Here is a 14,433-nt window from a genome sequence, read left to right on the forward strand (position 1 = left end):
CACCTTCGGTCCTCCCCCTCCGCCAGCGTCCGGCGTCGGGACGGCCGGGGTCGCGGGCACTGCGCTGCGTCATCCCTGTAGAGGGGGGCTCGGCGCTGTGGGTTGCTTGTGGCGGCCGTGAGCGGGACCGCTACACCAGGGACACGAGGGCCGTACGGGAGTCCACGACGGTGCGGTTGCCGACGGAACCGAGGACGCCGAGACCGTCGGTGCGGGTGCCGTAGCCGAAGCAGTCCCGCGGGTCCGCGCGGTGCTCGGCCGCGGCGCGGACGACGGCCCGGGTCTTGGCCGCCGCCGTCATCGGGTGGCGCACCTCGCCGGTCAGGTGGCCCTCGGCGTTCAGGACGAGTTCGGTGGAGACGACGAGGTCGGCGCCCATGTCCTTGCGCAGGGGAGCCAGGCAGGGGGCGAAGGCTTCGGAGACCAGGGCGGTGAGGTGCCCGGCGTCCTGATGGGCGCGCAGCGCGGTCAGGGTCTGGGCGAGGAACGGCGGGCCTATGCGGCGGCCGCGGCGGACGTCGTCGTACCAGTGGCGGCCTTGTTCCATCAGTTCGGTCAGCGGGGTTCCCGCGTAGAGGCGGTAGTACGCCCGCAGCAGGTCGGGCGGGTCGATGCCGAGGGCGGTCAGGGCGCCCAACTGGTCGGCCTCGTAGGCGTATTGGGACTCGCCGAGCCGGTAGCGGAGGAAGTCGTACCGGGCGGGGGTGGTGAACAGCGCTTCGTCCACGTCGAAGAATGCGATCACGGGGGCGGGGCGGCGGGGCTTGATGATCCGGTCCTTCCTGTTGTTCGGACTCGCCGGGCGGCCGGGGTCCGAACTCTGTTCGGGGCTGCGGGTATTCGGCCGGCTATGGGGGTCCGGAGGTGACCAGGGCCCAGACGGTCTTGCCGTCCCGGCCGCGGTGGTGCACTCCCCAGGTGCGGGCGAGGGCGTCGACCAGGCGCAGGCCGCGGCCGCTCTCCTGCTCCCAGGAGCGGAGGGTCTGCGGGACGGGCGGGGCGGGGCTGTCGTCGGAGACCTCGACGAAGCAGGAGTCGTCCGCGAGTACCGTCACCGCGATCTCGAACTCCCGCTCCAGCACGGGCCCGTGGCGCACCACGTTCGCCGCGAGCTCGGAGACCACCAGTACGGTCTCCTCGGTGATCTCGTCGTCGGCCTTGTGCCCCCACGCGGTCAGGTGGTCCCGTACGCGCCGCCGGGCGCCGGAGACCGATGCCGGATGGCGGGGCAGCCGGAAGGCGTCACGTCTCAGCACGGGAGCTCCTCGCTTTGTGCACGGATTTGACACACACAGAAGCGCAGCGTGACTGCTTGATGTCACTTCGGTCATGGCCGTCGTGCGGCATTGCGCCAGACCTGATCCGGCCGGAAGCCGCCGGTTCCGTCTCATCTGGCGGTACGACACCTGCTCGTCGCATCCGCCCGCGACTGTCGCCGCCGGGAAAAGCGCAGGTCAGAGGAGCGATGCCGGGTCGGCCGAATACACACCTGACAAGGCCGCCCGAGCTGTCACCCCGCACGTTTGACCAGTCGGACATCCGTACGTCACATGCAGAACGGCCGAAGCCCGCCGGTGGGTTCACAGCACTTTCCGCTGCACCAGTGCCGACAGCACCAGCGCCCCCGGCAGCAGGGGCAGCCAGGCCGTCAGGACGCGGTAGCCGATGACGGTCGCCGCCGCCAGGTCCAGCGGGGCGTCGAAGGCGACGAGGGTGAACACCACCGCCGCGTCCACGGGGCCGATGCCGCCCGGTGCGGGTACGGCACCCACGGCCGCGCTCGCGGCGAGGAACGCGAAGGTCACCTCGGCCCAGGACAGCGACAGGCCGAGCGCGGCGCCCACCGAGGCGATCACGCTCCCCTGCAGCAGCGGGGCGGCCACGGCCCCGCCCCAGAGGGCTAGGACCCGGGCCGGGCGGGTGTGCAGCCGCCGTGCGTCGGTGAGGGCGCAGCGCACGGCGTTGCGGAGGGGGCGGCGCAGCGGTCGTACGGCTGTCAGCAGGGCGGCCACGGAGGCGAGGGCGAGCGCCACGCCTCCGACGAGCATGGTCGACGTCCGTTGGTCCGGGACGAGTTCACCGATCCGCAGCAGGTCGGGGAAGGCCGCGAGGAAGACCAGCAGTACGGCTGTCTTGGCGATCGGTTTGACCAGGGAGTAGAGCGCGAGGGAGGCCGTGGCGCGGGCGAGGGGGATGCCGCGGTTCTGCAGGAAGCGCAGGGTGACGGCATGGGCGCCGATGCTCGCCGGGAGCAGCTGGTTGGCGGCGCCGGCGGCGAACTGCGAGGCGAGCAGCGGCCCCGGCGGGAGCCGTTCCGGCACGGCACCCTGCCGCATGCACGCGGCACACACCCAGCCCAGGCAGTTGAACAGCATCGCGGCCAGCAGCCACCGGGGGTCGGCGGAGGCCAGCCGGGCGGTGCCGTCGTACATGGTGCGCCAGTCGATCGCCGCCCATGCGCCGATCAGGAGGAGGGGAAGCAGGACCAGGGCCCGGCGAGCGACTCGGGCCGCGGGGAGCGGTGGTGCGGGGGCGTCTTCGAGCGGGAGCAGGGACACGGCCGAACCGTTCCCGCCCGGTGTGACGCCGCGGTGTCCGGGAGCCGAAGGGGCGCGGGCGGGTGGACGACGTGCCCGGCGGTCAGGGTCTGTCTTTCGGATCAGGTCGGCTGCGAGAAACGGCGCTTCTTGGCCGCCTTGAGCGGGGTCATGGGGGAGCGTGCAGTTGCAAGGCGGAGGAGGGAGTCGACGCGGAGCGATGGGGGCCCCTCCCGCTCGAGCGAAGCCGAGAGTGGGGGAGAGTGACGCCAACGCCGCTGGGGGTTCCCCACGCCTTTAAGGCAGTGGGGGAGCGCGTGCCAGGGCCCGCGACGCCGAGCTGATCCGAAAGACAGACCCTAGGGCACCAGCAGGCGGTCCTGTTCGGTCGGGGGTGTGCCGTCGTGCCAGGGGAGGATCTTGCCGAAGCGGATCAGTTCGCCGTATGCGGACGAGTCCACGTGGTCGGTGAGGATCAGGTCGAGGACCGGGCCGGCGGCCTGCGCGGGGGTCTGGGCGTGGCTGTAGTCGCTGAACCAGGGCCTGGAGGCGCGGGTGTCGATCATGCCGGGGCATACGGAGGCGACGAGGGTGCCGGTCGCCAGGTCGTGGTCGCGGCGGGTGGCGGCGACGGCGCGTACGGCGGCGACCTGGGCCACCTTCGAGGGGACGTTGAGCCAGCGGGGCCAGCCCTCCTGCTGCGCCGTGCCGTCGAGGACCGACCTGCGCCAGGACTCCACCGTCTGCTCCACCCCGTCGAGCGTCGCGCCGTCGAAGAGGGGGTGGAGGCGCGGGTCGAGATGACCGAGCGTGCCCAGGGTGCTCGCCACCACGATCAGGCGGCCGCCGGGGCGCAGGACGGCGCCGAAGGATCGTAGGACCGCGTGGGTGGCCGTGTTGGAGACGGTGATGAACTCGTCGGCCTGTGCGGCTTGTGAGCGGTCGGGGAGGAGCGGGGCGATGGCGTTCGAGATCACCATGTCCACCCCGCCGTGGCGGTCGTGGAGTTCGGTGGCCAGCGCGCCGACGGCCTCCGTGTCGGAGACGTCCAGGACCCTGCCCTCCACCCGGGCGCGGGTGCCCGGCGCGCTCGCCACCTCCTGTGCGGCCTCGGCGACACGGCCCGCGTTGCGGCCGGTCAGCAGGACCACGTCGGCCGGGTTCAGCCGGGCCGCGAGACCCTCGACGAGTGCGCGGCCGAGTCCCTGGTTGGCGCCCGTCACGAGGGCGATACGAGAAGAGGTCATACGGTCACGCTAGGAATCCGCACATCCATGCGTCCAACGAAAGTTACGCACCCCTGGTATGCGTGTACGTCATGGACTTCACCGACGTCTCGCTGACCGCGCTGCGGGTCTTCCGGGCCGTGGCCGAGCAGGGCACCTTCACGGCGGCCGCCGCCTCGCTGGGCTACACCCAGCCCGCCGTGTCCCGGCAGATCGCTTCCGTTGAACGCGCCGCGGGCGCACGGCTGTTGGAGCGCCGGCGCGACGGCGTACGGCTGACGGCGGCCGGGCGGGTCGTGCTGCGCCGGGCGGGTGCCGTGCTCGACCAGATCGACGGCGCGGCCCGCGAGCTGGCCGGACTGCCCGCGCAGGCCGGTGTCGTACGGGTGGGCTGGTTCCCCAGCGCCGGCGCCTTCGTCGTGCCCCGCGCCCTGGCCGCACTGCACCGCACGGACCCGGCGATCACGGTCGAGACCCGCGAGGGCAGCACCCCGGCGCTGGTGCGTGCGCTGCGGGCGGGCAGCCTGGACCTCGCGCTGCTGGCCGCGGCGCCGCCCTTCCGGCCGCCGGACGCCGAGTCGCCCGCGCTGGGCCTGGAGACCCTCACCGAGCGCGGACTGCGCCTCGCCGTCCCCGCGGCGCATCCGCTCGCCCGCGGTGACTTCGTCGACGTGGCCGATCTGCGCGGACAGCGGTGGATCGCCGGGCCGACGTCGGGCGGGGACCTGCTGATGGGGGTGTGGCCGGGGCTCGACGAGCGGCCCGAGATCGCCCACACCGCCCGGGACTGGCTGGCCAAGCTGCACCTCGTCGCGGCCGGCTGCGGACTGACCACCGTGCCGGCCGCCCTGGCCCATGCCGTGCCGGAGGGCGTACGCGTCCTGCCGGTGCGCGGCGGTCCCCAGGAGCAGCGGCGCCTGCTGCTGGCGCGGCCGCCCCGGGCGCCGTCGGAACCGGCGGTGCGGGTGGCCGAGGCGCTGCGGGCGGCGGCCCTCGACGGGGCTGACCTGCCGCGATATGGCTCGACCCCACCCATCCGATGAATCGTTCATCCAGTGAAGTGTTGACTTCCGGCTGAGCAAGCCAGAAGAATCCAGAGGGTGACCACCGAGCGCGTGTCCGTCGGCCCGGCCCTCTCCTCCGTCTCCTCCGACCTGGACGAGGCGGTCCACCGCTGTCTGGTCGCCGGGTTCGACGGCACCACGAGCTTCCCCGACACCCTCAAGCGGCTCGTCGACCGCGGGCTGGGCGGCGTCATCCTCTTCACCCGCAACGTGCGCGACGCGGAGCAGGTCCGCGAGCTCACCGACGCGCTGCGGGCGATACGCCCCGACCTGCTGGTCGCCATCGACAACGAGGGCGGCGGCATCGGCCACCTGGTCGGCGCGGGCGCCCCCGAGGTCCCCGGCTCCTACGCCCTCGGCGTCGCCGACGACCCGAACCTGACCGCCCGCTGCGCCGACGCGCTCGCCGGTCACCTGGCCACGCTCGGCATCACGGCCTCCTACGCCCCGGTCGCCGACCTGCAGCGCAGGCCGGACAACCCGATCGTGCGCACCCGCTCCTTCGGCGGCGACCCCGAGCTCGCCGCCCGCCATCTGCGCGCCTGGATCACCGCCACCGAGGCCCGCGGCATCGCCTCCTGCGCCAAGCACTTCCCCGGCCATGGCGGCACCGAGACCGACAGCCACCACGACCTCGCCGTCGACCCGCGGCCGTACGAGGAACTGCAGGTCGATCTCGAACCGTTCCGTGCGGCCGTCGCCGCGGGTGTGCCGATGCTGATGAGCGCGCACGTCGTCTTCCCGGCGCTGGACGCCAACCGTCCCGCCACCCTCAGCCGTCGCATCCTCGGCGACGTCCTCCGTCACGACCTGAGCTTCGAGGGCGTGCTGGTCAGCGACGCCCTGGAGATGAAGGCCATCGCCGACCAGTACGGCGAGGCGGCCGGCGCGCGGATCGCCCTCGCCGCGGGCGCGGACCAGGTGATCGTCGCCGTACCGGACCTGGAGGTCACGCTCGCCTGCCGGGACGCGGTGCTCGACGCCCTGGACTCCGGACGACTCTCGGAGGACCGGGTGTGGGAGGCCGCGGGGCGGGTGCGACGGCTCGCCGAGCGGTACGCCACCCCGGCCGGGGTCGTGGCGGGCTGGGACGGCGAGGCCGGGCTGGAAGCGGCGCGGCGCGCCGTCCGCAGCCGGGGCGTGCCGCCTTCCGTGCGCGGGGCCCATGTCGTCGACCTCTTCCCGCCGCCGCACCCCGCCCTCAACTGGGGCGGCGAGGACCTGCTGACCGAGCTGCGCCCCCTCGACGCCAGGGCGGGCGGCACGGCGGTGAGCGGGGAGCCGGCCGATCCGGCCGCCCTGGTCGACGGCATCCTGCGCATATCTGCCAACTCGCCGCTGGTCGTGGCCACTTGTGACGCCGGGCTGCACCCCTGGCAGGCCCGCTTCCGCGACGCCCTGCTGGCCCGGCGCCCGGACGCGGTGCGCGTGGACACCGGGCTGCCGGAGGGCGGCGACCTGTGCTCGTACGGGCGCGGGCGGGTCAACCTGCGGGCCGTGGCCGAGGTGCTGGCCGGCGTCTGACGGCCAGCACCTCAGTCGTACGGCGGTCATCTCAGTCGTACGGCCGTCACGGCAGTCCTACGGTCTCCACGATCCCGCGCGCCGCCAAGTACCCGGCGTCGTCCGCCCGTTCGGCGAGCACCACCGCCGGACGAGCACCCTGCTTGCGCAGCCGCATCCACTCCTCGAAGTACGCGCCGCCGGGACCGGACGCGGAGCGGGTGGCGGGCGTGCAGTCCAACACCAGGGCGGTGTCGCGGGGTTGGGGGGACACCGGCTTCGCCCGCAGCTCGGTGATCGTCTCGGCGAGAGCATCGGCGATCGGCTTGGCGCGGCCCGTGGAGTCGAACAGGCCCAGGGTGTACTCCAGTTCCGGATAGTCGGCGAGGGAGCGGTCCACGTCGTGGGAGCACCACCACGTCACGCCCCAAAGTCCCTCGCAGTCGGCCGCGTTGAGGACGGTGGCGCGGGCGAAGCCCGGCGCGTCGGCCGCCGGGATGTGCGGCTCGGGTGCGCCCGTCTCCTGGACCCAGACCGGACGGGACGGATCGTCGGCGTACGCCTTCGCGAGCTCGGTGCCGTACTCGGCGAGGTGCAGCACCTCGGGGGAGCGGGGGCCGTAGCGGCGGGCGCAGTCCGCGGAGAACACCCAGGGGTGCACGGTCGTGACGTCGCCCTTGCGGGCCGAGGCCTCCGGCGTGAACGGGTGGTCGTCGCCGTACCAGGCGGCGTCGTACGCGGAATGCGTGGCCAGCTGCCTCTCACGCAGGTGCTCGCGGGCCGCAGCCAGCAGGGTGTCGAGGTAGTGGTCGACCTCGGCCGCCGTCACCGGGTTGTGCTCGACCAGGTTGTTGAGCTCGTTGCCGAGCTGCAGGCCGATCAGGTTCGGGCGGTCGGCGAGGGCGCGGCCGAGGGTGCGCAGCAGCTCCGCCTGGGCCTCGATCGCCTCCGGGTCGGTGAAGACGTTGCGGTGGTGCCAGCTGCGGGTCCACTCCGGGTAGAAGTCGAAGCTCGACAGATGGCCCTGCACGCCGTCCACCATGACGTCGAGGCCCGCCTCGGCCGCGAGGTCCACCAGGCGCACCAGCTGGTCGACGGCGGCGGTGCGGATGAGCGTGCGGTTGGGCTGGAGCAGCGGCCAGAGGTGGAAGACCCGGATGTGGTCGAGGCCGAGCCCGGCGATCTGGGCCAGGTCCTCGCGGGCGTGCTCCGGGTCGAAGTCGTGCCAGGAGTGGAACCAGCCGCGGCGGGGCGTGTAGTTGACGCCGAAGCGGAGCGTAGGGATGGGATCCTCCTCGGGTCGCCGACCCTCGAGGGTCGGGGGCTTGTCCTCGCTGAATGTATCAACCACCATGGTCGGTAATGAATAGCGATTTGAACCAAGCTTCCGGCGAACCGGCGGCCGGGCCGGGTCCGGAGCTGGTCGTCGGGCTCGACGCCGGCGGCACCCGCACCCGGGCCGTCCTCGCCACCGCCGCGGACGGCCGCCTCCTCGGCGAGGGCGCCGCCGGTCCGGGCAACGCCCTGACCGTCCCGTTGCCCCAGCTCACCGAGCACCTCGCCGAGGCGGTCGCCGGGGCGGTGCCGGAGGGCGCGCGGGGCAGGGTCGTCGCCGTGGGCGGCGGGTTCGCGGGTGCCACAGGCGTCGACGAGGGCGACCCCGGGCGCCTCAACGCCCTGACCGCGCTCACCGCCGCCCTGCGCCGACTCGGCATCGGTGCCGACTCGATCGCCATCAGCAGTGACATCGAGGCCGCCTTCGCCTCCGCCCCCGGCGCCCCGGCGGACGGCCTCGCCCTGGTCGCCGGCACCGGCGCCGTCGCCATGCGCATCACCGACCGCCGCTGCACGGCCACGGTCGACGGCGACGGCTGGCTCCTCGGCGACGACGGCAGCGGCTTCTGGATCGGGCGGGAGGCGGTTCGGGCCGCGTTGCGGATGGCGGACGGGAGGGGCGGGGCGACGGTGCTGGCGGAGGCGGTGGGGCGGGCCTTGGGGCTGCCGACGGAGTGTCTTCCGGGGGTCGGTTCCGGTGGCCTCGAGGCCGACAGCTCGCGCGCCGGTTCCGGGGCGGGCGAGCCGTCGTACGGGTTCCTCGTCGGCTCCGGCTGGTCCCGCGTCGGCCGTGAGGCCTACCGGATGCATCTGCTCCCTGTCGTCATGGCCCAGTCCCCCCCCCGGCTCGCCCGCCTCGCCCCGCTGGTGGCCGAGGCGGCCCGGGAGAAGGACCCCGTGGCATTGCGGATCCTCGACGAGGCAGTGGACCAACTCACCCACACACTCCGGGCGTTGGAGCCGCAGCCGGGTGAGCCGGTGGTCGCGACCGGCGGTCTGCTCGGCCCCGACGGCCCCCTCACCGCGCCCCTCACTGCCCGCCTCCAGGCCCTCGGCCTCACCCTCGACTGGGTCGCCGACGGCTGCGCGGGAGCCGTGGCCCTCGCTCGCCTCCTCGTCTGACCAACACGCACAAGGTCTGACCTGCACGCACGAAAGGACCGGTCGCATGCCGACTCCCGAGCCCGCGGCCGCCCGCGCCGAACGCTCACAAGGGCACCGCCCCCTCTATCGCGATCCCTCCGCCCCCCTCGACGCCCGAGTCCGCGATCTCCTGCCCCGTATGACCCTCCGGGAGAAGACCGGCCAGCTCAACCAGCGCATGTACGGCTGGGACGCCTACCGCCGTACCCCCGACGGCGGCTTCGAACTCACCGACGCCCTGTACGCCGAGACCGAACGCTTCGCGGGGCTCGGCGCCCTGTACGGGCTGATGCGTGCCGACGCCTGGTCCGGCGTAGACCACACCAACGGGCCCGGCGCCGACGACAGCGCGGCCCTCGCCGACCTCGTGCAGCGGCATGTCATCGAGCGCAGCCGCCTCGGCATCCCCGCGCTGTTCGTCGAGGAGGTGCCGCACGGCCACATGGCCCTGGACGGCACGGTCCTCCCCGTCAACCTGGCCGTCGGCGCCACCTGGGACCCGGCGCTGTACGAGCGCGCCGCCGCCCACGCCGCCGCCGAACTCCGTGCCCGCGGCGGCCACTTGGCGTTGGTCTCGGCCCTGGACATCGTGCGCGATCCCCGCTGGGGCCGCACCGAGGAGTGCTTCGGCGAGGACCCGTACCTCGCCGCCCGTCTGACGGAAGCCCTCGTGCGCGGCATGCAGGGCGGCCCGGCGGACACCTTCGCCGCCGACAAGGCCCCCGTCGTCCTCAAGCACTTCGCCGGGCAGGGCGCCACCGTCGGCGGCCGCAACTCCGCCGAGTCCGAGCTCGGGCTGCGCGAACTCGACGAGATCCACCTGCTGGCCGCCAGGGCCGGCATCCGCGCCGGGGCCGCCGCCGTCATGGCCGCGTACAACGAGGTCGACGGCATGCCCTGCTCGGGCAACAGACCTCTGCTCACCGGGGTGTTGAGGGAGCAGTGCGGGTTCGACGGGCTCGTGATGGCCGACGGTCTCGCCGTGGACCGCCTGGCCCGCATCACCGGAGACAAGGTCTCCGCGGGCGCCCTCGCCCTCAACTCCGGGGTGGATCTGAGCCTTTGGGACGAGGGCTTCACACATCTCGAGGCTGCGGTGGAGCGCGGGCTCGTCGAGGAGTCCGCCCTTGATGCCGCCGTCGCCCGCGTCCTGCGCCTCAAGTTCCGCCTCGGTCTCTTCGAACGGCCTTACAGCGCAGGGAAGTTGCCCTCACCCCGGCAGGGCCGGGCCCTGAGCGCCGATCTCGCCAGGGCGTCCGTCACCCTTCTCCGCAACAGCGACGACACTCTTCCCATCGCGTCGGCCGTCGCCCGTATCGCCGTCCTCGGACCCCACTCCGCCACCACCGCCCACCAGTTGGGCGACTACACCGCCCCGCAGCGCCCCGGCACCGGCAGCAGTGTGCTCGACGGGCTGCGCAGGCTCGCCCCGCCCGGCACCGACATCCGGCACGCCCGCGGCTGCGCGCTCACCGGCGACGACCTCTCCGGCATCCCCGAGGCGATCGCCGCGGCCGCCGCCTCCGATCTCGCCGTGCTGGTGCTGGGCGGCAGCAGCGCCCGTACGCCCGAGACGGACTTCGCCGCCAACGGGGCCGCGGTCTCGGCGGTATCCGAGATGAGCTGCGGCGAGGGCGTCGACCTCGCCGGGCTGCGGCTGGGCGCGGCGCAGTACGCGCTGCTGGACGCCGTCGTCGCGACCGGCACGCCGACGGTGGTCGTGCTGCTGCAGGGCCGCCCGCACGTCGTGCCCGACACGGCGGCCGCCGTGCTCACCGCCTGGTACCCGGGCCCGTGGGGCGGCGACGCCATCGCCGAAGTGCTCCTCGGACACTCCGAACCCTCCGGCCGGCTCCCCGTCTCCGTCCCGCGTTCGGCGGCCCAACTCCCCGTCCACTACAACCACAAGGACACCGAGTACGGGGGCTACGTGGACGAGACCGCCGAGCCGCTGCACTCCTTCGGGCACGGGCTGTCGTACACGAGCTTCGAGTACGGAACGCCGGGCACGGACGGGCGGACCGTCACCGTCGATGTCACCAACACCGGAGTGCGGCGCGGGCGTTCGGTCGTGCAGGTCTATGTGCGGCGGCTGATCACCTCCACATGGCCGCGCACCCTCGAACTGTTCGGGTTCGAGGGTGTCGACCTGGTGCCCGGCGAGTGCCGTACGGTCGCCCTGCCGCTCGACAGGGACCGACTCGCCGGGACCAGGACCGTGGAGATCAGGGTCGCGGAGTCCGCTCGGGCCGCGCTCACCGCCGTACCCGTCCTGCTGGATCTCAGAGCTTGACGGCCCCCGCCGAGACGCCCCGGTAGAACCACCGCTGGGTGATCACGAACAGCACCAGCACCGGGATCACGGAGATCACCGAACCGGCCATGACCACCCGCTGGTCGTAGCCGAACGACGAGCTCTGCAGCCGGGACAGGCCCAGCGTCAGCGTCATGTGGCTCTCCGAGCGGAGCACGATCAGCGGCCAGAGGAAGTCGTCCCAGGCGCTGATGAAGGTGTTGATGGTGACCACCATGATCGCGCCCCAGGCGGAGGGCAGATAGAGGTAGCGGAAGCGCTGCCACTCGCCCGCCCCGTCGAGCATCGCCGAGTCCTCGATCTCGCGCGGGACCGCGAGGAACGCGCCGCGCATCAGCAGGACGTTGATGGCACCGACGAAGCCCGGCAGCCACACGCCCACCAGGTTGTCGACCAGGCCCAGGTCGCGGATGCTCAGGAACAGCGACACCATGATCGACTCGAAGGGGAACATCATGGAGGCGACCAGCACCACCCAGACCGCCTTGCGGCCCTTCCAGCCGGGCTTGGAGAGCATGTAGCCGGCCGTGGTGGAGAACACCAGCTGGCTGACGATCGACAGGACGACCACGATCACGCTGTTGCGGATGTACGTGGCCACCGGCACCTGGTCGAAGACCTGCCGGTACGCGCGCAGGGTCGGGTGGTGCGGCAGCAGGGAGGCGTTCGCGCCGAAGACGTCCTCGCCGACGCCCTTCAGCGAGGCCAGGAACTGCCAGACCAGCGGGCCGACCGTGATGCCGAGCACGAACAGCAACAGCAGGTAGCGGACGACGAGTTCGCGGGGGCGGCCGTAGTCCCGCCAGCGCGGCATCAGGCGCCGGGGCTTCTCGACGGCGGTCGTCATGCCTCGTCCTCCTTCGTCATGCGCTGCGCCAGCAGGGTCAGGCCGAGGGTCAGCACGAACAGGGCGACGCTGACCGCGGAGCCGTAACCGGCGTTGCCGGTGAGCGGATCCAGGCCGACGTCGCGGATGTAGAAGGGCAGGGTGCGGTCGGCGCCGCCGGGGCCGCCCGTCGAACTGCCCAGCATGTAGATCTCGGTGAAGACGCGCAGGGAGCCGATGCCGGTGAGCGTGCCGACCAGCATCATGGCGTGCCGCACGCCCGGCACGGTGATGTGCCAGAAGCGGCGGACCGCGCCGGCGCCGTCCATCTGCGCCGCCTCGTGGAGCTCCTTCGGGACGTTCCCGAGGGCGGCCAGATAGAAGATCATGTACCAGCCGAGGCCCTTCCAGAGGGTGAGGCCCATCGCGGACAGCAGGATCAGCCACGAGTCGGACAGGAACGGAATGGCCGACTTGATCAAATGGGCTTTCTGCAGCCAGGTGTTGACCAGTCCGTCGTCCGCCAGCAGCCACTGCCAGCTCAGACCCACGACCACGCTGGAGGCGAGCACGGGGGTGTAGAAGGCGGAGCGGAAGAAGCCGATGCCGGGCAGGTTCTTCTCCACCAGCACGGCCAGCATCAGCGGCAGCAGCACCATCAGCGGGACGACTATGACGGCGTAGAGCAGGCTGTTGCGTGTTGCCAGCCAGAAGTCCGAGTCGTCCAGCATCCGGGTGTAGTTGTCCAGCCCGACGAAGCTCGCGGCGCCGCCCAGCGGCTTGGCGTTGGTGAACGACAGCAGGACCGTGTTGAGGAACGGGAACACCCCGAACACCACCGCGCACACGATCGCGGGCGCGGTCCACAGCCAGGGCAGCCACCAACGGCGGTACAGCGCCGCTCCGTTGGCGCCCGGAGCGGGGCCCGGCAGCAGAGCCCGGGCGATACGGCGGATACGGGACGGGGCCGTGCCCGGCACGGAGGAGTTGCGCTCCGTACCGGGCACGGACACCGGCTTCGCGGTCTCGGTCGCCACGCTCAGCCCGCCTGCTTCAGCAGCTCGTCGGCCTTCGCCTGGGCGTCCTTCACGGCCTGCTCGGGGCTCTTCTTGCCCTGCATGGCCAGCTGCACCTGCGCGACGATGGCGTTCTGCACGGCCGGCGAGAGGTTGGTCTGGTTGGTGTCGGCCGTCTTGAGCTGGTCGGCGACGAGCTTGCGGGCCTGGGAGAACGGGTCGCTCCCGGTGACGTTCTGGAAGAACGGATCGTTCAACGAGTCCGTGGTGGTCGGGAAGATCACCACGTTCGGGTCCTTGCACCAGGCCGTCTGGTTCTCGGCGTTGGTGAGGAACTCGGCGAACGCCAGGGCCACCGGCGCGTGCTTGCTGGTCGCGGCGACCGAGATGTACTGCGGGGCGCCGGCGGAGGCGCGGCCGAGTGCGTCGTAGGGCTGCTGGCCGACGGCCGTCTTCGCGTAGACGGACGGGCTGTTCTGCTTCACGAAGCGTACGAAGCTCGGGTTCGTCGAGCCGTAGGCCACCTTGCCCTGGCTGTACAGCGTGGAGGGGTCGTTGCTGGAGGACAGCGAGTCCTTCGGCATCGCGCCCTCCTTGTACAGCTTCGCCATCCAGCTGACCCACTGCACGGTCCGCGGGTCGTCCGCGAAGACTGCGGACTTGCCGTCGGCGGACAGGACCTTGATGTTCATCTGGTCGAAGTCGGCCGGGATGCGCCAGATCGGGTTGGCCATCGTCGCGTAGAACTTGCCCTTGCCGGCCTTGGCGATCTTCTCGTAGTCGGCGAACAGCCCGAACAACGTCGTCGGCGGCTTCGCCGGGTCGATGCCCGCCTTGTCCAGCAGGTCCTTGTTGTACGTCAGCAGGACGCCGCCGGTGTACCAGGGGAGCGTGGTGTGGATCGCCTTGCCCGAGGCGTCCTTGAAGGTGGCGGACTTCCAGAACGACGGGACGAAGGGCCCCGCGACGTCCGGGTCCTTCACGCTCAGGTCGAGCAGGTAGCCGGCCTTGGTGAGGGCGGTCGCGGTCGGGGCGTTGATGTTGATGACGTCCGGCAACGTACAGGCCTGGGCGTCGGCGACCGTGCGCTGGGTGAAGGTGTTGTCGCCGGGATCGTCGATCCACTTGACCTTGGCGCCGGGATGGGCCTTCTCGAAGGACTTGATCACCCCGTTGAAGAAGTCCCCGAAGTCCTTCTTCAGGTTCGTCGTCTGGAAGGTGATCTGTCCCTTGACGTCTCCCGTCAGCTTCCCGGAGCCGACGTTGCCCTTGTCGACCTTGCAGCCCCCGGCGGTGCTGTCCCCGTCGCCGGAGCTGCCGGACAGGCCGCAGCCGGCCGCCGTGAGCGTCAGGGCGATGATTCCCGCCACGGATGCGGTGAGTCTTCCAGCGCGCATGTCCACCCTCCTGGGACCAGCCGAGTGGCTGGTTCAATCAACCAACTTCGACTCCGATTGATGAAAAGGTGG

12 protein-coding genes are annotated in these 14,433 nt (G+C 72.1%); 4 read left to right on the plus strand and 8 right to left on the minus strand.

Going from position 1 to position 14,433, the window contains the following annotated elements; all coding sequences use genetic code 11:
* Positions 1 to 130: 130 nt before the first annotated feature.
* The 4 genes from ABZ880_RS12955 to ABZ880_RS12970 all read right to left on the minus strand — a co-directional run bounded on the left by ABZ880_RS12955 (position 131) and on the right by ABZ880_RS12970 (position 3,784).
* Entirely contained in the window at positions 131 to 745 is a 615-nt protein-coding gene (locus tag ABZ880_RS12955; protein ID WP_361260775.1) for a haloacid dehalogenase-like hydrolase, read from the minus strand.
* A 103-nt stretch (positions 746 to 848) separates the two neighbouring features.
* On the minus strand, positions 849 to 1,256 hold the full coding sequence (locus ABZ880_RS12960) for an ATP-binding protein (RefSeq protein ID WP_361260776.1): 408 nt from the start codon (positions 1,254 to 1,256) through the stop codon (positions 849 to 851).
* Positions 1,257 to 1,580: 324 nt separating this feature from the next.
* Entirely contained in the window at positions 1,581 to 2,558 is a 978-nt protein-coding gene (locus ABZ880_RS12965) for a lysylphosphatidylglycerol synthase transmembrane domain-containing protein (protein WP_361260778.1), read from the minus strand.
* A 338-nt stretch (positions 2,559 to 2,896) separates the two neighbouring features.
* Positions 2,897 to 3,784: an SDR family NAD(P)-dependent oxidoreductase gene (locus tag ABZ880_RS12970; RefSeq protein ID WP_361260780.1), complete on the minus strand. Its 888-nt coding sequence runs from the start codon at positions 3,782 to 3,784 to the stop codon at positions 2,897 to 2,899.
* Between the two features lie 71 nt (positions 3,785 to 3,855).
* Here ABZ880_RS12970 and ABZ880_RS12975 point away from each other — a divergent pair, with 71 nt between their 5' ends.
* Positions 3,856 to 4,806, plus strand: coding sequence for a LysR family transcriptional regulator (locus tag ABZ880_RS12975; protein ID WP_361260782.1), 951 nt, complete (start codon positions 3,856 to 3,858; stop codon positions 4,804 to 4,806).
* 57 nt (positions 4,807 to 4,863) lie between these two features.
* Positions 4,864 to 6,351, plus strand: a complete 1,488-nt coding sequence (nagZ, locus tag ABZ880_RS12980; RefSeq protein ID WP_361260784.1) for a beta-N-acetylhexosaminidase — start codon at positions 4,864 to 4,866, stop codon at positions 6,349 to 6,351.
* Between the two features lie 46 nt (positions 6,352 to 6,397).
* Here the strand turns inward: nagZ and ABZ880_RS12985 are convergent, their stop codons facing one another.
* Positions 6,398 to 7,684, minus strand: a complete 1,287-nt coding sequence (locus ABZ880_RS12985) for a glycosyl hydrolase (RefSeq protein ID WP_361260786.1) — start codon at positions 7,682 to 7,684, stop codon at positions 6,398 to 6,400.
* Between the two features lie 20 nt (positions 7,685 to 7,704).
* Between ABZ880_RS12985 and ABZ880_RS12990 the strand changes: the two genes are divergently transcribed.
* Positions 7,705 to 8,787 carry a BadF/BadG/BcrA/BcrD ATPase family protein gene (locus ABZ880_RS12990; protein WP_361260788.1) on the plus strand — a complete coding sequence of 361 codons (1,083 nt, stop codon included), beginning with the start codon at positions 7,705 to 7,707 and terminating at the stop codon, positions 8,785 to 8,787.
* Positions 8,788 to 8,833: 46 nt separating this feature from the next.
* On the plus strand, positions 8,834 to 11,101 hold the full coding sequence (locus ABZ880_RS12995; protein ID WP_361260790.1) for a glycoside hydrolase family 3 N-terminal domain-containing protein: 2,268 nt from the start codon (positions 8,834 to 8,836) through the stop codon (positions 11,099 to 11,101).
* Here ABZ880_RS12995 and ABZ880_RS13000 read toward each other — a convergent pair.
* From ABZ880_RS13000 to ABZ880_RS13010, 3 genes are read right to left on the minus strand one after another with little or no spacing between them, the layout of a single operon-like run.
* Positions 11,091 to 11,969: a carbohydrate ABC transporter permease gene (locus tag ABZ880_RS13000; RefSeq protein WP_361260792.1), complete on the minus strand. Its 879-nt coding sequence runs from the start codon at positions 11,967 to 11,969 to the stop codon at positions 11,091 to 11,093. The genes ABZ880_RS12995 and ABZ880_RS13000 overlap by 11 nt on opposite strands.
* Positions 11,966 to 12,961 carry a sugar ABC transporter permease gene (locus ABZ880_RS13005; RefSeq protein WP_361261081.1) on the minus strand — a complete coding sequence of 332 codons (996 nt, stop codon included), beginning with the start codon at positions 12,959 to 12,961 and terminating at the stop codon, positions 11,966 to 11,968. Before ABZ880_RS13005 ends, ABZ880_RS13000 begins: the two co-directional genes overlap by 4 nt.
* 26 nt (positions 12,962 to 12,987) lie before the next feature.
* Positions 12,988 to 14,361 (minus strand): sugar ABC transporter substrate-binding protein, encoded by a 1,374-nt coding sequence (locus tag ABZ880_RS13010; RefSeq protein ID WP_361260794.1) that lies wholly within the window; start codon positions 14,359 to 14,361, stop codon positions 12,988 to 12,990.
* Between the last annotated feature and the right edge of the window lie 72 nt (positions 14,362 to 14,433).

The sequence above is a fragment of the Streptomyces sp. NPDC047043 genome, assembly GCF_040644055.1.
Classification (GTDB): Bacteria; Actinomycetota; Actinomycetes; order Streptomycetales; family Streptomycetaceae; genus Streptomyces.